The organism is Paenibacillus sp. J2L1-98 (assembly GCF_056269405.1).
The window spans coordinates 1-18,170 of the sequence record NZ_JBWDNW010000011.1 but is presented as its reverse complement, the minus strand read 5'-3'; the positions used below and the strand labels follow the sequence as shown (position 1 = coordinate 18,170).

The window sequence follows — 18,170 nt, the reverse complement described above, 5'->3', positions numbered from 1 at the left end:
AGTGAACTATAGTGACGGTGAGGAAAATGGAGCGTTTCGTAGAATTAGGCAGGAGAATTGGTTTTCCGTGCGGATTTCCCCCGATTTGGCGCTTTGTCAAAGAAAATGGCCTGAGATATGATAGGAACAGGTTGAATATCAGCAAGGCAACGGCGCCCTTTACGAAGACAACGATGTCTCTATCCCATTGGATAGGGACATTTTTTTTTCATCATAAGGAAGAATGCGAGGGAGCCACACCACAAAAGAGGATAATGGCGGTGTACAAATGAGATTTACGATCGGGAAAAAAATAGTTACAGGGTTTTTAACAGCGGCCGTTTTGCTCGGCGGGGCAATCGGAATCTCTCATTACTTCATGGACAAAATAAACGATTCGTATTCGGATTTAATCAACCGGCGGGTCACGATTCTAAATGCAACCAAGGATATACAGGTTCTGTCCCTTCAGCAAACCAACGGTTTGCGGGGTTATTTGTTGACGAAAAGCCCGGCATTTATAGATGATTTTGAATCGGCGAATGAACAATTAAATGAACGGATTACACGGACGGAAAGCCTTGTGACCCAACCGGAAAGTAAAGAATCGGTGAGAAAGCTCGAGATACTTAACCGGCAGTTCAAGGAGAGATATGAGCATTTGCTCACTATTTACGAGGAGAACCGGGATCAGGAGGAAGCATTAAATTATTTCAAAACGAATGTTTTACCTGTGGGTACCCAGCTGGGGCCGCTGGCTAAATCCATTATGGATACCCAGCAGCAGATACTGAGCGAAGGAACGAAAAACAATACGGAAATGGTCAATCAAGTCAATGAAGCCACCAATCTATTAAGCATTGCGGCCTTTATTTTGACCCTGTCAATCGGGCTGCTCCTATCGCGGCACATCACGGGTAATTTGTCTAAAATCACGAGAATTATGGCAGGTGTGACTTCAGACTCCGGCTCAAGAACAAAATTGCCTCGGATCGAGGTCCGTTCTCAAGATGAAATTGGGGAAATCGCACATTCCTTTAATAAGATGGCGGCCGCGATCGAAGCCTATTCCATTCATGAGCAGGAAAAGAGCTGGCTCGACACCAACATCGCCGAAATGGCCACGATGTTTCAGGGGATTCATGATTTGGAATTGTTGGCGCACCTTTTCATTACCAAGATTACGCCGATGACCGGGGCAAGTTGCGGTGTGTTCTATATCAAACAGGGCACCGGGGAACGGCAGCGTCTTCACATGCTTGCCGGCTATGCGAATAATCGCCAGCATGCCGGCCTCGAGGGCTTTCTTTTTGGAGAAGGGCTTGTGGGGCAATGCGCCTTAGAGAACAGGACGATCGTGCTAACCGATATTCCGGAGCATTATCACCAAATTGTTTCCGGTACCGGCTCGGCAGCGCCGTCGAATCTGATGATCATGCCGGTTGAGTTTGAAGGGCAGGTCATAGCGGTCATTGAGCTTGCCTCCTTTACGAAGATCAGCCCAACCCAGCAAATCTTATTACAGCAGGTTCTAAAGCATGTCGGGATTACGATTAACAGCATCGCGGGACGCATGCAGGTGGAGAAGCTTCTGCAAGAATCGCAGGCTCTGACGGAAGAGCTGCAGAATCAGTCCGAGGAGCTGCGCCTTCAGCAGGAGGAGCTCAGGAGGATCAACGGACAGCTGGAGGATCAGTACAAAAACTCCGAGCAAAAGACCAAGGAGCTGCAGCAAACGAAATTGGAGCTGGAGGAAAAGGCCGGTCAGCTTGCTCTCAGCTCCCAGTATAAATCGGAGTTTCTGGCTAACATGTCCCATGAGCTGCGAACGCCGCTTAACAGCTTATTGATTCTCTCCGGCCTGCTTGCGGGTAATTCCGAAGGCAACTTAAAGGAGAATCAAGTGAAATTCGCCGAAACGATCCATTCATCGGGAAATGACCTGCTGCATTTAATCAATGACATCTTGGATTTATCCAAGGTCGAGTCCGGAAAAATCGAGATCGTTCCCGATGAAGTCAGTTTAACGTATATTTGTGATTTTGCGGAGCTTGAATTTATCCAGGTTGCGGATCAGCGGGGCTTGAAATTCACGACAGAAATAGAGGACGGCCTGCCGGCCACCATTTGTACGGATACCCATCGATTAATGCAAATACTGAGGAATTTACTGGTCAATGCTTTTAAATTTACCGAACACGGCGAAGTGGCGCTTCGTATCCATCACGCAGACAAAGAGTCATTAGCGGATCATAGTGAACAAATCCATTTGGAATCGGCTGTCGCGTTTTCGGTTACCGATACAGGTATCGGCATTCCATGGGAGAAGCAGAGCCTGATCTTCCAAGCGTTTCAGCAAGAAGATGGAACGACAAGCCGAAAATACGGCGGTACGGGACTGGGGCTTTCGATATGCCGTGAGCTGGCTCATTTGTTAGGCGGCGTCATTGCAGTCAACAGTGTTAAAGGAAAAGGAAGCACATTCACGCTGCTGCTGCCGGGCAAGGGAGCGGACGTGCAGCCGGAGGTTCATATTTATCATGAAGAGGCCGCGGCCGCTCACGCGGATTTCTCCGAGACGGAACGGCAGATACCGGCGCTGCCGCATGAGGAGGCGCTATTCACCGGCAAGAAAGTGTTAATCGTTGATGACGATATGCGTAATATCTTTGCGATCACTACCGCTTTGGAAAGCAAGAGAATGAAGGTGGTGTTTGCTGAGAACGGCAAGGATGGCATACGGGTTCTGCAAGAAAATCCGGATATCGACCTCATCCTTATGGATATTATGCTGCCGGAAATGGACGGCTATGAAGCGATGCGTACCCTCCGGCAAATGCCGAAGTATCAGCTCTTGCCCATCATCGCGCTTACGGCGAAGGCTATGAAAGAAGATAAAGAGAAATGCTTGGAGGCTGGAGCCTCGGACTACATAAGCAAACCTGTGAGCTTGGACCAGCTTTTCTCGTTAATACAGGTTTGGCTGTACAGACAGGTGGGGTAGTGAAATGACTATGATGAATGAACCTTTTGATAGAATGCTGATGAGTGAACCGGAAGAAGTCGACGATCTGGAGAAGATTGAAATCGAGCTATTTCTGGAGGCCCTTTACCGGCATTATGGATGTGATTTCCGCAACTATGTGTCCCCATCTATTCGCCGCCGAATTTGGTACCGTATCTATGCCGAAAATTTAACGACCGTATCCGGCCTGCAGGAGAAGGTCCTGCATGATCGCCGGATGTTGAAGAAGCTGCTCGCGGATTTCTCCATCAATGTGACAGAAATGTTCCGTGACCCGAGCTTTTTTATGAATTTCCGCAAAAAAATCGTACCGCTGCTCAAAAACTATCCAAAGATCCGGATTTGGCACGCGGGCTGCTCGACAGGCGAAGAGGCCTACTCGATGGCTATCCTTTTGTACGAGGAAGGACTTCATGACAAGACCAGAATTTATGCCACGGACATGAATGAGGATGTAGTGGAAGCAGCGAAAGTTGGCGCTTTCCCTCTCGAGAAAATGCAAACCTACACGAAAAATTATGTGAATGCCGGTGGAAAAAAAGCCTTTTGCGAATATTACACGGTAAAAAACGAACGCGCTGTTTTTCATCCTTTCTTGAAGGAAAATATTATTTTTGCCCCGCATAATCTGGCAGTCGACGGGTCTTTTAATGAATTTCATGTAATCATTTGCCGCAACGTCATGATTTATTTTAATAAAATACTGCTCAACCGTGTCCATGATTTGTTCTACGAAAGCTTGGTCATGTCCGGATTTTTGGGGCTGGGGAATAAAGAAAGTATAGCCTTTACGAGTCAAACCGAGTGTTATGAGGAGATGGATACGAATGAAAAGCTTTATCGGAAAATCAAGTAGCGGCGTTCAAAAAGTAAATATTCTACTCGTCGATGACCGTCCTGAAAATTTGATCGCTCTCGAAGCGCTGCTGGATTCTCCCAACTATCGCTTGTTTAGCGCAAACTCCGGCGAGGAAGCATTAAGGCATGTCCTGTCCGAGAATTTTGCGGTCATACTGCTCGATGTGCAAATGCCGGGTCTAAACGGTTTTCAAACGGCAAGCCTGATAAAATCGCGAGAAAAATCAAAGCAAATCCCAATTATTTTTATAACCGCGATCAGCCAGGCTGTGGAGCATGTCAAGCATGGCTACACCGTCGGCGCAATCGACTATATTTTCAAGCCGTTCCATCCGGAAACCTTAAAAATGAAGATCGAAGCGTTCGTGAAAATGCACCAATATCAGGAGCAAATTAAACTCCAGAACGAATTGCTGAAGGCGATCGGTGAAACGTCCAGCGATACGATTGTGACGACCGACGAGGAAGGTGCGATGCTGACGGTCAGCCCAGCAGCGGCAACTATGTTCGGCTATCTCCCCGAGGATTTGATAGGGTATCACATCGACAGGCTTGTACCGGCCTTGTTTTCCTGTTTTTCAGACGGGAAAGCGTTAATGGAGACCACCGGCTTGCGAAAGGACGAAGGCCGGTTCCCGTGCGATGTCCAAGTCGGTGAAGCCAGCATTGAGGATCGGCGTATTGTCGTCTTTTCCATCCGCGATGTGACTGAGCGCAAGATAATGGAGGAGGAACGCTTCCGTAAAATTTTCGATGCGATGCCAAGCTTAGTTTCCCTTAGATCGCTGAAGGACCGTAGATACATCAATGTGAATAAAAGCCTGTTGAACATGGTCGGCTATCGTCAAGACGAGGTCATCAACCAAACGGAGGACGTCCTCTCCTATATTTTCGATTCAAATGAGTCGGGGATATCAGAAGAGATGTCCGAACTGCAAAAGCCGTCTAAAAATGTGAGGATTAGCTATATGACGAAATCCGGCGATATGCGGGAAGGTTTACTGTCAACCGAATTGATGCACATCCACGGCGAGCCTTGCTTGCTCAGCGTCATAACCGACATTACGGACCAGCTGCTTTTTGAGAAGGAGATGGTCCGGCTGGATCGCTTGAATTTGACGGGAGAAATGGCCGCCGGCATTGTGCATGAAATCCGCAATCCAATGACGACGGTAAGGGGGTTTTTGCAATTGTCCAAAAGCCGTCCGTCCTCGGAACATACGGATATTATGATTGAGGAGCTGGACAGGGCGCATAATATCGTGACGGAGTTCCTCGCCGTTGCCAACACGAACCCGACCAATCGTAAAGTGAAACAGCTGAATGCCGTAATCGAGGTGCTGTTTCCGTTAATTCATTCAAAGGCGTTATGTGCTAATCATGATATCCGACTTGAACTAGGACAATGCCCTTCCCTGCAATTGGATGAGAAAGAAATTCGCCAGCTGCTGCTGAATTTGGTGCTGAATGGCTTGGACGCGATGCCATCCGGTGGAACGTTAACGATCAGAACCTATAAGGAGGGAAATGAGGTAATCTTAGAGGTACAGGACCAAGGCTGCGGAATCAAGGAGGAGCTGATCCAGAAGCTGGGTACTCCGTTCTTCAGTACAAAAACAAACGGAACCGGGCTCGGCTTATCCGTCTGCTATGGTATTGCTAAGCGGCATGATGCGGTCATAAAGGTTAAGACAAGCGAGCAGGGAACGATCTTTCTTGTGCACTTCAGACTGCATCCCTTAATGAAATAGAGAAGAGAGGGCTTGTGTTACGTTTAAGATTATTCGCAGGGAATCGTCTATACCGAATGATGAAATGTTAAAGACGCCGCGCATCCCAAAAACTGGGACGCGCGGCGTCTTTTTAATCATTGATTCAGTCACTCCGAAAAACATGTAAAATATTTTTTTGTTAACATTAATAGATATAGTTCGACAACTATCTACTATTTTCACTTTTCATATATAATAGACGCATATAACTTAAGAACTAATTTTTATAATGATAGGTCTAATGGCCTGTGAAGCAAAATAGAAAGTGAATAGGGGGATATTGTGCGAATTAAGCTTATACATATGATTGCTTTGCTGACGGCCGTGGCCGTGTTCCTCATGTATAGAGGGGCGCTCGATACGATGGACTATTTTTTCCAGGACCGGTTTATGCAGAAGGAGAGCGCTGCGGATACCCGGATCGCTATAATCGCCATCGATGACGAAAGCGTAAACGAATTTGGAAGCTGGCCTTGGAATCGCAGCGTTCATGCCCAGCTTATCGATATGCTCGCCGAAGGGAAGCCTGCGGTTATTGCGTTGGATGTAACCTTTCCCGTACCCTCGGCAGACGACACATCATCGGATGAGGCGCTGGTCGCCGCAGTAGCGAATGCGGGCAATGTTGTCATGCCTGTGTATGGAACGTTCGCTCCATCTGCGAAGCAAGGCGCGATTGAAGCGCTGGACATGTCAGAGCCATTCCCGGCGCTTAAGGAAGCGGCCGCAGCGGTCGGGCACATCAACACGATACCGGATCGCGATCGCGTCGTGCGTAATTCCTTATACAGCTTTACGGATAAAGGCGAGCGGGTGGAGAGCTTTTCTTGGGTTGTTTACCGGATGTTCATGGAACGTATGGGCAAGGCCGTAAATGAGGATATGCTTCCGCTCGACTCGTTTGGCCGGTTCCACATCCCATATACGGGACGGCCTGGACAGTATGAGGCCATCCCGTATTCCGCTGTACTTAGCGGCGAGGTGCCAGCGGATTATTTTAAGGATAGAATCGTGCTGGTCGGCCCTTACGCAACGGGATTTAAGGATGATTACCTTACGCCGCTGCAGGTGAAGAGTCCGATGTATGGGGTGGAGATACATGCAAATATCATTCAGGCGCTGCTCGAAGGGGATCTCAAACATGAGCTTGACTGGAAATGGAATGCGCTTATTATGCTGCTAGCGGCGGCGCTTGCCTGCTTCCTGTTTCGAAAGTGGAACATGGTTATTTCCTTCATGGCCGTTGCGGCAATCATTGCATCGTTTATATTAGGGAGCAGCTATCTGTACGGCCATGGACTAATCATCTCGATTGGTTATGCGGTTCCGTTACTCATCGTCAGCTGTATCGTCGTCGTTAGCTTTCATTATATGGAGGAGCTGCTGGAGCGGCGCAGAGTGACGGACATATTCGGCAGGTACGTTGCTCCGGAGGTTGTGAACCAGATTTTGAAAAATGGCGAGGAAGGCTTGAAGCTTGGCGGAACACGCCGTGAGTTGACCGTTTTGTTCGTTGATATCCGCGGCTTTACGCCGCTCTCGGAGCGGGCGGAGCCGGAGGAAATCGTAGAAATATTGAATGAGTATCTCGATCTTGCAGCTAACTGCATCTTTAAGCACGACGGGACGCTGGACAAGTTTATCGGGGATGCGGCGATGGCGATTTTTAACGCGCCGCTGCTTCTGAAGGATCATCCTATGCGGGCTGTGGAGGCGGCTTGGGCGATGAAGGAAGGCTCGGCTGCGCTCGAGCGCAAGCTGGTCGAACGGTTCGGCTTTGGCGTTAAGTTCGGCCTTGGCATTCATACAGGTCCGGCCGTCTTCGGCAACATTGGCTCGAAGAGCCGGATGGACTATACCGCAATCGGCGACACCGTGAATACGGCTGCAAGGCTGGAGAGCAATGCGAAGCCGGGGCAAATTATTTTGAGCGATGCGGTTTATCAGGCGGTTAAGGATCGTATCAAGGCCGCTTCTCTTGGCGAGATCAAGGTGAAAGGGAAAGAGCAGGGCATTTCTATTTATGAATTGGAGGGGTTAAAATGAAGACTTTAAAGCTGTTTTTCGTCACCCTGCTTGTCATGGCGCTCATTTTGCCGACTTCCGTCTTTGCGAAGGATACGGACAAAGCGGGCAAATTGACGGCCGTTACCGGCAAAGCGGAAGTGAAAAAAGGCGGCGGCTCCAAAAAGTTTAATGCTTTTAAAGGGATGGCCATCACGCAAGGCGACACCATTATGACCGGCAGCGACGGCAAGGTTAAGATGGATTTGGATAGCGACAAAGAGGTGACGATCGGCACCAATACGACGCTTGTCGTCAGTGAGCTGGTTAAGAGCGCCAAGGCGCTGGGCGGGAAGACAAGCCTCAGTCTGCTGAAGGGCAAGGTGCTCGTTTCCATTAAGAAGAAGCTGGACGGAGACTCCAGATTTGAGATCGAGACGCCGACCGCGATTATGGGCGTTATGGGGACGGAGTTTACCGTTAGATATGAAAATGAAAAAAGCTACGTCGGCGTGTTTGAAGGCGCTGTGAAGACCAACTATGGCGAAGGGCTGCAGGACGAGACAATCGTTACACCTAACGAGCAGCTGCAATTGAATGAAGAGGGAACAGGCGGTAAAGAAAATCTCGATTATCGCGACCTCCCGCTTGTGGGCTTGAAGCATTATCTTCAGCTGTTGGAGAAGGAGCCTGATGCCGACAAAAATTTAATTAATCAAGTAAAACAAGTAATCGAAACGAAAACAGAGGCGGAATCTGCAGAAGCTTCTAACAATAACGGAAGCTCGCAAACCAACTCCAGCATCATATACGAGGATCAAGAGGGACAATCGGGCGATGGCGGCAATTCCGTGACACCGACAGCAACGCCAACGGCGACACCGACACCGACAGCAACGCCAACAGCGACACCGACAGCAACACCGACACCGACAGCAACGCCAACAGCGACACCGACAGCAACACCGACACCAACAGCAATGCCAACGGCGACGCCTATTCCAAAGCCGCCTGAATTAGACGTCGCAGCCTTTTACGGCAATCTTGGCTCATACATAATAAATGATAAAAATTTTGTTTTGCCGTTTACGACAACACTTGCTTACAATGGCGTAAATACGGCGTTCCCTGCCGATGGCTCGCAGGTCGTTAAATTTGAGGTGTATCAGGAAGCTGCGGGCGCATTCATTGAAAGCAAAAGTATGGTTGAGACGGTTAAACGTGATCTTCACCATTCCAATCGGTTAGTTGTTACATTATCGCAGGCCGTTCCGTATGGCTCTAAAATCCGCTTAACGGTTCGAGCGGACAAATTGAAAAGTGCGGAAACAAACGATATTCAAACCGAGGACCAGGTAACGTCAAGCGAGCGTGCAGGCCAAGGATTTACGTTTAAGTTTGACCGGGAAACGATACCGCTTGAGTTTATACATGAGGCCGATGCGGCGGACAGCTACCAGAATCTATCGTTTTCCACGCTTGGCTACCATATACCGCTAGTTCCAGAAATGGATAACTCGCCTGACATTACGATAACCAAAGTTTGTCCCGACGATGGGAACGAAGGAGAGAAAACGCAAGCAGGAAGCGAAGAAGCATCAGAATGCCATCCAAACGTTATCCATAATGTGAATGGGATTTTATTATTAAGCATGATTGAGAATAAAGCGGAAGTCAGCCTGAATACCTCCTATTTTAAAAGATTCGAACCAGCTTTGTACCAAGTGCGCGTTAACTTTAAAGATGATAACGGCCTCGAGATTGATGGTCATGTAGACATTCAAATAAACGTAAGGCGGTTTAATCCTCCTGTCGCGCTGAGTTCCCAGGCGCATATGACGGATGATCATACCTTAATACTGCCATTTAGCACGAATCTGATGCTGTCTCCGCTTCCGTCCAATCTGGAAGATTTTATAGCTGTCAGTGTCTATAACACTCGGACTGAAGTTCCAGTTTTGACAGGCGGCGGCACGGCTTATCCGCCGATTTATGATGTTAATATTTTGAATGCAGCCATTGATGATAATGATAAAGCGCAGCTCATTGTTACATTGGGGGATGCTGTTGAATACGGCTCGCTGGTATACGTACATGTAAAACCAAATATGCTGCTCAATGCAGATAACAATGACAGGCAAGAAGCATCGCAATTTTTTAACTACATGTATCGGTCTGAGCTTTCAAAGAACACTGTTAAATTCATTCATAAGTCACCCGTATCGGATGACGTAGAAATTATGATTAATAGCCGCGGGAATGAAATAGGAGATTTAATTTTGCTTCAGGCTTGTTATGGGGGCGATAACTCTTGCAGCGGTTATGAGTCTCCTTCTGAGTTAGAGAATGGGTATGGGATCGCCAAGGCTGGGCATGTAATGAAGCTGACGCTCAAAGGAGTTTATTTTAGTAATCAAGATGCATCGTTATTGCCGTATTGGCTCATTATACCAATCTTGAAAAACGGAGAGGAAATAGATGTGCTTTACATAGAAATCACGGTCTATTCACCACTTCAATGATCAAACAGCGAAAGGGGCAGTCATGTGAAAAGCAGATTTCGATTGCTGGCGGCAGGCGCGGCGCTTGCAGCGGCGCTTACTGCGGCTAACTTAACGGTATACGCGGCAGCGGAAGGGTCATCTGAAATGACGGCGGAAGACAGCGCTGCGGTAATGGTGAAAGTGTTCGGCAAAGTCAATCAGCCATGGGGGCTGGCTGCTTCGCCGGATGGCGGCATCGTTGTCGTCGGCTCGGAAAGCAACCAAATTAGCAAGTGGCAAAATGGGCGGCTAACGCCCGTAACGATTCAGACTAAGCCGGGTTACTTTGATGGTACGACCGCGGCCTCAAGCTTTTATCATCCGACTTATTCGGTCGTGAACAGCAAGGGTGTTATTTATGTCAGCGATACGGATAATCATGTTGTGCGCAGAATCGTTAATGAGCGGGTGTACACGGCTGCCGGAAACGGCATTGCGGGCAATAAAAACGGTAAATTCGGAGAGGCGCAGTTTAACGCTCCGACCGGTCTCGCGCTGGATGCCGATGACAATGTCTATGTTGCCGATTCGTTAAACCATGTCATCCGCAAAATTACGCCGGAGGGTATTACGTCTACCTTTGCCGGGGCGGCTGGCGAAACGGGCGGGTACAAGGACGGCAGCGCAGCTGAAGCGCTTTTTAACGAGCCGATGGGACTTGCGTTCGATGAGAAGGGCGGTTTGTATGTTGCGGACAGCGGCAATCATTTAATTCGTTATATTCATGAGGGCAAAGTGACGACAATTGCCGGCAAGCCGACAGCCGCCGATGCGCTTACCGGATATATGGCAGGCGGCTACGCAAACGGTTCGGGAGGCGATGCGCGGTTTAACCGGCCCCGCGGGCTTGCTTATGCCGATGGCGTATTATTTATTGCTGACAGCCTGAACAACCGGATCCGCGCTTTACAAGCTAATGGGAAAGTGATTGCGATTGCGGGCCGGAGCGCACCGGGCGATACGGTTGGTGCGGTTGATATCGCACAATTTAATCAGCCGTCCTCCTTGCTCTATACGGCGGGTAAGCTGTACGTTGCGGATACGATGAACAACAGCGTGAAGATGCTTGAGGTTGATCCGAAGTCGCTTAAGCCGAATAGCACAAGAGAGGAGTTAATTGCCGGTACGGAGCTGCTGCCAGCGGGCAAGGATGTTCAAGTTTGGCTGGAAGGCAAGCAGGTGAAGTTTGCTGCTGCGCAGAAACCATATAAAAGCGGAGACAGAACGTATCTTCCTGTCAGAGCTTTGTTTGAAACGTGGGGGGCGGAAATCAAGTGGAATGCTGTCAAGAAGGAGGTGCGCTTAGCCAAGAAGGGCTGGAAGCTTACGCTCAAAGCTAATGCAAAGCGTACAGTCGTTCTGAACAAAGGTGTCATGTACGTGGAGGCCGTTTATTTAGAGGACGCGGCATCATTCCTAATAGCTCACGACGACGAGTTCAATGCTATTATTATAAGCAGCGGGCCATAACAAGCCCAGCAATTTATTCTTGGAACGGAGGCTGTAAAATGACTTTAGGAAGCCATTTGCAAAATAACGTAGACCGTTTCTCCGGATTCGAAAATGATTATGATCAGTATCGGCCGAAAGCCCCGACTGCGGTTGTCGATATTTTGACCGGCTACTTGGGCAGGACGCCAAGCGTTGTGGCTGATGTCGGCTGCGGCACCGGCTTGTCCACCTTTGTCTGGAATAAGCATGCCCAGCGGATCATCGGCATTGAGCCAAACGACGATATGAGAAGCAAGGCGATTGCCCGTTTGTCTGAGCTGACGGATGCCGGGCACATTTCTTTTGTCAAAGGCTATTCTGACAAGCTTGCCCTGGATGCGGAGAGCGTGGATGTTGTGACTTGTTCACAATCCTTTCATTGGATGGAGCCTGTCAGCACGCTGCGTGAATTTGCCCGCGTTCTGCAACCGGAAGGGCTATTCGCGGCGTATGATTGCGACTGGCCGCCAACACTGCATTGGAACGTTGAGATGGAGTACAAGCAGCTTATCGACCGGTCCGAGGCGATCATTGCCAAGTATATTGCCGAGAAAAACAGGGCAAGCAAACGGGATAAGGAACAGCATCTAACCCGAATTAGAGAAAGCGGCCTATTTCGTTTCTCGAAAGAAATCGTATTTCATAATATGGAGTCATGCGATGCAGAGCGCTATATCGGTTTGGCACTCAGCCAAGGCGGCGTTCAGGCTGTGTTCAAGCTTGGCTCGTCGGAGCTGGACAAGCCGCTTCAATCGTTCCGCAGCAGCGTGGAGCACTATTTTGCGGGAAGAACGCTGGATGTGATGTTCAGCTACCGGATGAGGCTGGGCGTGAAGTGATAAGGGAGCTCAAGACGGATTAAACAAGCAGGCAGCCAGCGCTAATTAGGCAAAGGCTGCTTGTTTTTTTGTTATTTTAAAAATAGCGCTAAAAACAAGCGGGGACGATTCTAGGAAAGAATCGGAATATGGTAAGCGGAATTGGCTCTTATGAAATGGGTTTCATAAATTTCCATCATCTGTTATCATGGAAACAAGAAACAACGTCAAGGGTGGATCATGATGAAAAACATAACGATTTACGATATCGCGAAAGAAGCGGATGTTTCGGTATCGACGGTTTCACGGGTCTTAAACAGTACGGCGCCCGTCAAGGCCAGTACGAAAGAAACCATAATGAAAATTATTGAAAAATATAAATTTCAACCGAATGCTATGGCTAGAGGCTTAATCAAAAAGGAATCAGGCACAATCGCCATGATTGTGCCTGATATTACGAATCCGTTCTTCCCGGAAGTGTTCTGGGGATCGGAGAATGAGGCGAGGGAGAAGGGTTACACCTTTTTCTTATGTAATACGGCGGGCGAATACAGCAGAGAATCGGAGTATTTGTCGATTTTTCGTGAAAAAAGAGTAGAAGGCATTATCTTTGTTGGAGGCCGCATCAATCTGGCGAACTGCCAGCCTGAATTAGTGCAAGAAGTAATGGAAGTGGCTGAAGGGACTCCAATTGTCCTCGTAAACGGAAATCTCGCCAAAAGCGGTTTACACCGTATTTATACCGATGAAGCAGCCGGGGCCGCTATGTCGACACAGCATTTAATTGATCTGGGCCATAGGGATATTGCGTTTATTGGCGGTTTGGACTTTATGACGACTACCAATCAGAAGGTGAAGGCGGTCAAAAAGAAGCTGGAAGAACATCAGTTAAGTTTGCGCAAAGAATGGCTTCAATATGGCGAGTTTTCGATAAAAGCAGGACGTGAACTCATGAACAAGCTTTTGGATGGAGCGGAAAGGCCTACGGCTGTGATCTGCGTGAATGATTTCACGGCCATCGGTGCAATGAAAGCAGCAACGGAACGTGGTCTGCGGATCCCGGATGATATTTCAATTGTCGGTTTTGATGATTCGCCGTTGTCCACTGCCGTTATTCCCGAGCTGACCACAGTGACACAGAATACTTATGAGCTGGGCAGGCTTGCGGTAGAAAGAATTTATCAGATCATTAATGGGATACCGGCGAAAAGAAATACAGTCCTGCAGCCTGAACTTATTGTTCGGCAGAGTACGGGGAAAGCTCCGCAAAAAAATGAATATTGACTGTTTATGGAATGTGGGAATATAATTAATTTCAGATTAATGAAACCCCTTTCACTAAAGGGAGAAGTTCAAAAAATAGAGCCCGCAAACAGCGGGTATTATTTTTGAATTTATTGAAACCCATTTCATGAAATGGGTTTCAATAAATCGGATAAGCGGTATGCAGCAGAAACACATTTGCGGGGACTTTCTTTTATAGCAGCTAGTAATCGTTTACAAACTAAACTGCAATGCAATTTTGAAGGGAGGTGAGGCTAATCAAAGTAAGAAGGTAACTTCGCATAGGAACTAAATTTGTGGAACAAACAAGACATCCAGACTTTCAGGAGGCGTAATTTACACGGTGCAATGAATCGTTAATCTTATAAGGAGAGATGTTAATATTGCTAAAGTTTGTCAGGGGTAACTACAGTAAATTCGTTCATTCTGGAATCAAAACAATATACAAATTTCGATTGATACACTTTAAGTAAGGGGGCAGTTATTAACGTATGAAACCATTAAAGAAATTTACAGCTACACTTCTCACTTGCACACTTTGTTTGGGTCTATTCGGAAGTGCTGTGAGCGCCGAAATGGCTGCTGAAGAGAAAAAGCAGATCGATGCAGCAGTCTCCATCGATGCATCAGTGAAGTATCAGAAGATCGACAACTTCGGCGCATCCGACGCATGGTCAATGGAGCAGCTCGGAGCAAACTGGACGGATGAGAATAAAGCACGCGTTGCCGACCTGCTCTTCTCAAGAGATAAGGGTATAGGTTTGTCCAGTTGGCGCTTCAATATTGGAGCGGGCTCGACGGAGACAGATGAAGCGATTATAACGAATCCGTGGCGGCGCGCAGAAGCGTTTAAATCATCGGCAGACAGCGATTATGATTGGAGCAAGCAAGCGGGGCAACAATGGTTTCTTGAGGCAGCTAAGGACCGGGGTGTCGATACACTGATTGCCTTCGTCAATAGTCCGCCTGTCTGGATGACAAAGAACGGTCACGCACAGCCGGACTCCACTGTCGGTTCCACCAACTTGAAAGACGGATACGAAGACGAGTTTGCTGCTTATATGACTGATGTGCTGGAGCATTTTAAGTCAAAAGGCTTTGAATTCGACTATATAAGCCCGATTAATGAGCCTACTTGGGATTGGAATAAAGCCGGGCAGGAAGCCAATCGGTATAATAACGACGACATGAAGCGTGTCATACTCGAGCTTTACCGTCAGCTTAAGGAAAGAGGCGTATCCGCTCAAATCAGCTCGCCTGATGGAGTGGAAATCACTGCTTTGCTTGATGATGAAGTCTATAAGAGCTTCGCGAACAAAGAGCAATATTCAGGCGGCGCCAATAGCCTTGGAGTCGGCAAGTATCGCGAATATATTAAGGATCTGCTTGGCGACCCGGAACTAAAGGAAGCGATCGGGAATAAAATTGCCTCCCATTCGTATTGGTCTGATTATAGTAACCCGGGAGACGACCGTCTCGGTAAATTGAGAGACCTTCTGTCTGAGAACCTGAAGAAATATGATTCTTCCGCTAAATATTGGATGTCTGAATATTGCATTCTCGGTTCCTATGGTCCTGGACGCGATCTAGGCATCGACCCCGCTCTTTATGTTGCCCGTACCATTCATTTCGATCTGACACATGCGAATGCGGCGGCGTGGCAGTGGTGGACAGCTGTTTCCACAGAAGATTATAAGGATGGTTTGATTTACACGGATTTTAAAACAGCGGGGGATGAACAGAATATCCTCGCCTCGAAGATATTGTGGGGATTAGGCAATTACAGCAAATTCATACGTCCAGGCGCAGATCGCATCGCACTTACGGGATTGGATGAAGAAGCACGGAGCGGATTGCTGGGTTCTGCCTACAAGGATGATAATGAAAAGACGGTAACAGCTGTCTTCGTAAACGACAGTGAGGAAGATAAACGAATCAAGCTATCCGCTGCGGGATTGGCTAAGAACGACGCTGTATTCATGCTGAAGCCTTATATTACCTCGGCCGATAAGGATTTGGAAAAAGGCCGGAATGTGCCTGTTCAGGCGGATGGAACGTTTGAAACGGTTATTCCCGCTCGTTCAGTTGTGACGTTATACGGAGATCTGGTGAAGGCGAACAAGAAGCCGGATGCCCCGGAAAACGTTCAAGTAAAACCAACGAATAAAGGTCTGGAAATACAAATTACAGCTCCAAAAGGCGCGTATGAATATGAAGTGGCATATGGGGAGAAAAAAGGCAATCGGGAGCGCAAACTGACGGTGGCAGCTGATGATGTCATCACTCTTCAGAATCTGGAAAATGGTACCGAGTACTATGTTACCGTTCGAGGAGGCAATAAAAATGGTTTTGGACCTCCGTCCAAGCGGGTATACGGAGTACCGGAACTCCAGGCCCCGAATGGTGTAACGGCCATTAGTACCGATGGAGGTTTTACGGTCAAGTATGACGCTGCAACTGGTGTTCCTGCGTATCAAGTCCGCTACGGATTGCAGCCGGGCAGTTATGATCAAAAACAGGCAGGCGAAGCGCCTAAAGGAGCCGTTCAAGTTGAAGGGTTGATAAATGGCGAAACCTATTATGGGATCGTGGAGGCGGTTGACGGTGATCATGTCAGCCCTCCATCAGCCGAGTTTCAAGTCATGCCCGATATTGCTGCTCCCAAGAAAATCATCGGCATTGCAGGCAATAACAAAGTACATCTGGAAGCGACACCGGTAAACGGCGCATTAGGGTATACCTTTCAAATTGGCTCTGAAACACAAACTATCACTACCATAAAGAGTGATAAGAATGCAATAGAACTGGACGGCTTAACCAATGGTGCACCAATAACTGCTCGTGTATCCACTATTGGAACAGGCGGAAATGGCACCGGATTCACTGAGGCGATCGTAACACCGAAAGCCGAGGAAGTCCGGTTAGAGGACAACTTTGATACGAGCGACATGACACGTTATCAACAGGACCTTAGCAAATGGCTCATAGAGGACGGTTTGTTAAAACACGCTTCCGGTGCAGATAATCAAGGTGAAATTAGCTTAAATAGTCTGAAACTGATTGACGGTACAATAACAGCGATAGCAAAACACTCGACAGCAGGAGCGGATTGGGGTATCGTTTTCCGCGGCAGCAGCTATGACAAAGGGTACATGTTCGGCTTCGAGAACGGCAATTTGTTCATTCGCAGAGACGGACAAAACTTGGCCCCCTCCATTCCTTTCTCTGCGAAACTGGATGAGCTTTATCAACTTGAGGTTCGTCTAAAAGGGAAGCAAATCCAGGCATTTTTAGACGGAAAACTGGTATTTGAAGTGACGGATACAACCTACACAAGCGGACGTGCCGGTCTTCATAGTTGGGGTGATGCGGAATTTGCTTATATTAAAGTTGCCCGTGAAGCGAATAGCATCATGACTAAACCTGAAATTTATCAGGTGAAAGAAGGCGATCGGCAGGTTGCGCTGAAATACAGCGAAGTTGACGGCGCGGAATCCTATACGATCAAATATGCGGCGTTAACTGGAGATGACACGACTCCAGTCGAACTGTCTGCAAATCCGGGTTCAACGATAGTAACCGGTTTGGCAAGCAACGTTTCATATTTATTTACGGTGATTGCGAGGCGTGGCTCAGAGGAAGCGATATCGGAACCGATTACAGCAACGACCATCGGAAGCTCGGATAACGTTCTATTCTATGTGGACGCTGGCGATGGAACGCCTTCCCAGCTTGAGTCTGGCGAGAAGTTCGGCTCGCTTCAGACGTTGGAGGAACAGCCGTATGGAAGCGACCCTATTACAGGTGTAAAATGGGGGTACGAAGCCGATGGCGGACTGACTTGGGCTCACACCTCACCTACTGAGGCTTACCAATCGATCCGTCAATACGACGGTAATGAGAACGGCAAGGGCCTTGCTTACCGTTTTCAAATACCGAATGGTACTTACAAGGTTAAAGTCGGGTTCTTTGATCCATGGAAAGCAAGTGACCGTAAGATGAATCTGACCATTAATGGCGAGACGAAACTGACTGATTATGTAATCGGCGATAAACAGGAAGAGAAAACATTTGATAGTATTGAAGTGAACAACGGAGAACTAATTGTGAAGGTCGTTAAGGCAGGCGGATCTAAACCGATGTTAAGTTACATCGTGGTGGAACAGTAATAGCTGGAGCTTGCCGCTAAACTAGCCGTTCATTCAAATGATAGCTGTGTTAGAAGCGGTTAAGCACAAAATGTTGCAAAAATAAAGAAACGGCGGTACAGGAAGTTTTGAACTGAACCCCGTCAAGTAGACAGTACAAATAACAAAAATCAATTAAGCGGCCTTGGTCCTAAATTCCATCGGACTGAGGCCGTTTAGTTTTGCTTGTAACCGTTCGTTATTGTAAA

The 18,170-nt window shown here is 47.9% G+C and carries 10 protein-coding genes; 9 read left to right on the top strand and 1 reads right to left on the bottom strand.

Annotated elements, in window-relative coordinates:
* Nucleotides 1–268: 268 nt before the first annotated feature.
* The 9 genes from AC0YNZ_RS19215 (at nucleotide 269) to AC0YNZ_RS19175 (ending at nucleotide 17,943) form a co-directional block, all read left to right on the top strand.
* A complete protein-coding gene (locus AC0YNZ_RS19215; protein WP_475828133.1) occupies nucleotides 269–2,983 on the top strand; it encodes a response regulator in 2,715 nt (904 codons plus the stop codon).
* A gap of 13 nt (nucleotides 2,984–2,996) precedes the next feature.
* On the top strand, nucleotides 2,997–3,860 hold the full coding sequence (locus tag AC0YNZ_RS19210) for a CheR family methyltransferase (protein ID WP_475828253.1): 864 nt from the start codon (nucleotides 2,997–2,999) through the stop codon (nucleotides 3,858–3,860).
* Nucleotides 3,832–5,613 carry a PAS domain S-box protein gene (locus AC0YNZ_RS19205; protein WP_475828132.1) on the top strand — a complete coding sequence of 594 codons (1,782 nt, stop codon included), beginning with the start codon at nucleotides 3,832–3,834 and terminating at the stop codon, nucleotides 5,611–5,613. The genes AC0YNZ_RS19210 and AC0YNZ_RS19205 overlap by 29 nt, the downstream gene beginning before the upstream one ends.
* Before the next feature lie 303 nt (nucleotides 5,614–5,916).
* Nucleotides 5,917–7,680, top strand: a complete 1,764-nt coding sequence (locus tag AC0YNZ_RS19200) for a CHASE2 domain-containing protein (RefSeq protein ID WP_475828131.1) — start codon at nucleotides 5,917–5,919, stop codon at nucleotides 7,678–7,680.
* Nucleotides 7,677–10,160 carry a FecR family protein gene (locus AC0YNZ_RS19195; RefSeq protein WP_475828130.1) on the top strand — a complete coding sequence of 828 codons (2,484 nt, stop codon included), beginning with the start codon at nucleotides 7,677–7,679 and terminating at the stop codon, nucleotides 10,158–10,160. The genes AC0YNZ_RS19200 and AC0YNZ_RS19195 overlap by 4 nt, the downstream gene beginning before the upstream one ends.
* A gap of 24 nt (nucleotides 10,161–10,184) precedes the next feature.
* A complete protein-coding gene (locus AC0YNZ_RS19190) occupies nucleotides 10,185–11,651 on the top strand; it encodes an NHL domain-containing protein (RefSeq protein WP_475828129.1) in 1,467 nt (488 codons plus the stop codon).
* 38 nt (nucleotides 11,652–11,689) lie between these two features.
* Complete coding sequence (locus tag AC0YNZ_RS19185; protein WP_475828128.1) at nucleotides 11,690–12,511, top strand: class I SAM-dependent methyltransferase; 822 nt, start codon at nucleotides 11,690–11,692, stop codon at nucleotides 12,509–12,511.
* A gap of 222 nt (nucleotides 12,512–12,733) precedes the next feature.
* On the top strand, nucleotides 12,734–13,774 hold the full coding sequence (locus AC0YNZ_RS19180; RefSeq protein WP_475828252.1) for a LacI family DNA-binding transcriptional regulator: 1,041 nt from the start codon (nucleotides 12,734–12,736) through the stop codon (nucleotides 13,772–13,774).
* A 491-nt stretch (nucleotides 13,775–14,265) separates the two neighbouring features.
* Complete coding sequence (locus tag AC0YNZ_RS19175) at nucleotides 14,266–17,943, top strand: glycoside hydrolase (RefSeq protein ID WP_475828127.1); 3,678 nt, start codon at nucleotides 14,266–14,268, stop codon at nucleotides 17,941–17,943.
* Nucleotides 17,944–18,096: 153 nt separating this feature from the next.
* Here AC0YNZ_RS19175 and AC0YNZ_RS19170 read toward each other — a convergent pair.
* Nucleotides 18,097–18,170, bottom strand: a 74-nt coding sequence (locus tag AC0YNZ_RS19170; protein ID WP_412678952.1) for an IS3 family transposase, incomplete at its 5' end; no start/stop codon positions are given.

Coding starts and splice junctions, on each gene's coding strand:
- AC0YNZ_RS19215 (WP_475828133.1), top strand. CDS start 269: ATGAGATTTACGATCGGGAAAAAAATAGTTACAGGGTTTTTAACAGCG.
- AC0YNZ_RS19210 (WP_475828253.1), top strand. CDS start 2,997: ATGAATGAACCTTTTGATAGAATGCTGATGAGTGAACCGGAAGAAGTC.
- AC0YNZ_RS19205 (WP_475828132.1), top strand. CDS start 3,832: ATGAAAAGCTTTATCGGAAAATCAAGTAGCGGCGTTCAAAAAGTAAAT.
- AC0YNZ_RS19195 (WP_475828130.1), top strand. CDS start 7,677: ATGAAGACTTTAAAGCTGTTTTTCGTCACCCTGCTTGTCATGGCGCTC.
- AC0YNZ_RS19185 (WP_475828128.1), top strand. CDS start 11,690: ATGACTTTAGGAAGCCATTTGCAAAATAACGTAGACCGTTTCTCCGGA.
- AC0YNZ_RS19180 (WP_475828252.1), top strand. CDS start 12,734: ATGAAAAACATAACGATTTACGATATCGCGAAAGAAGCGGATGTTTCG.
- AC0YNZ_RS19175 (WP_475828127.1), top strand. CDS start 14,266: ATGAAACCATTAAAGAAATTTACAGCTACACTTCTCACTTGCACACTT.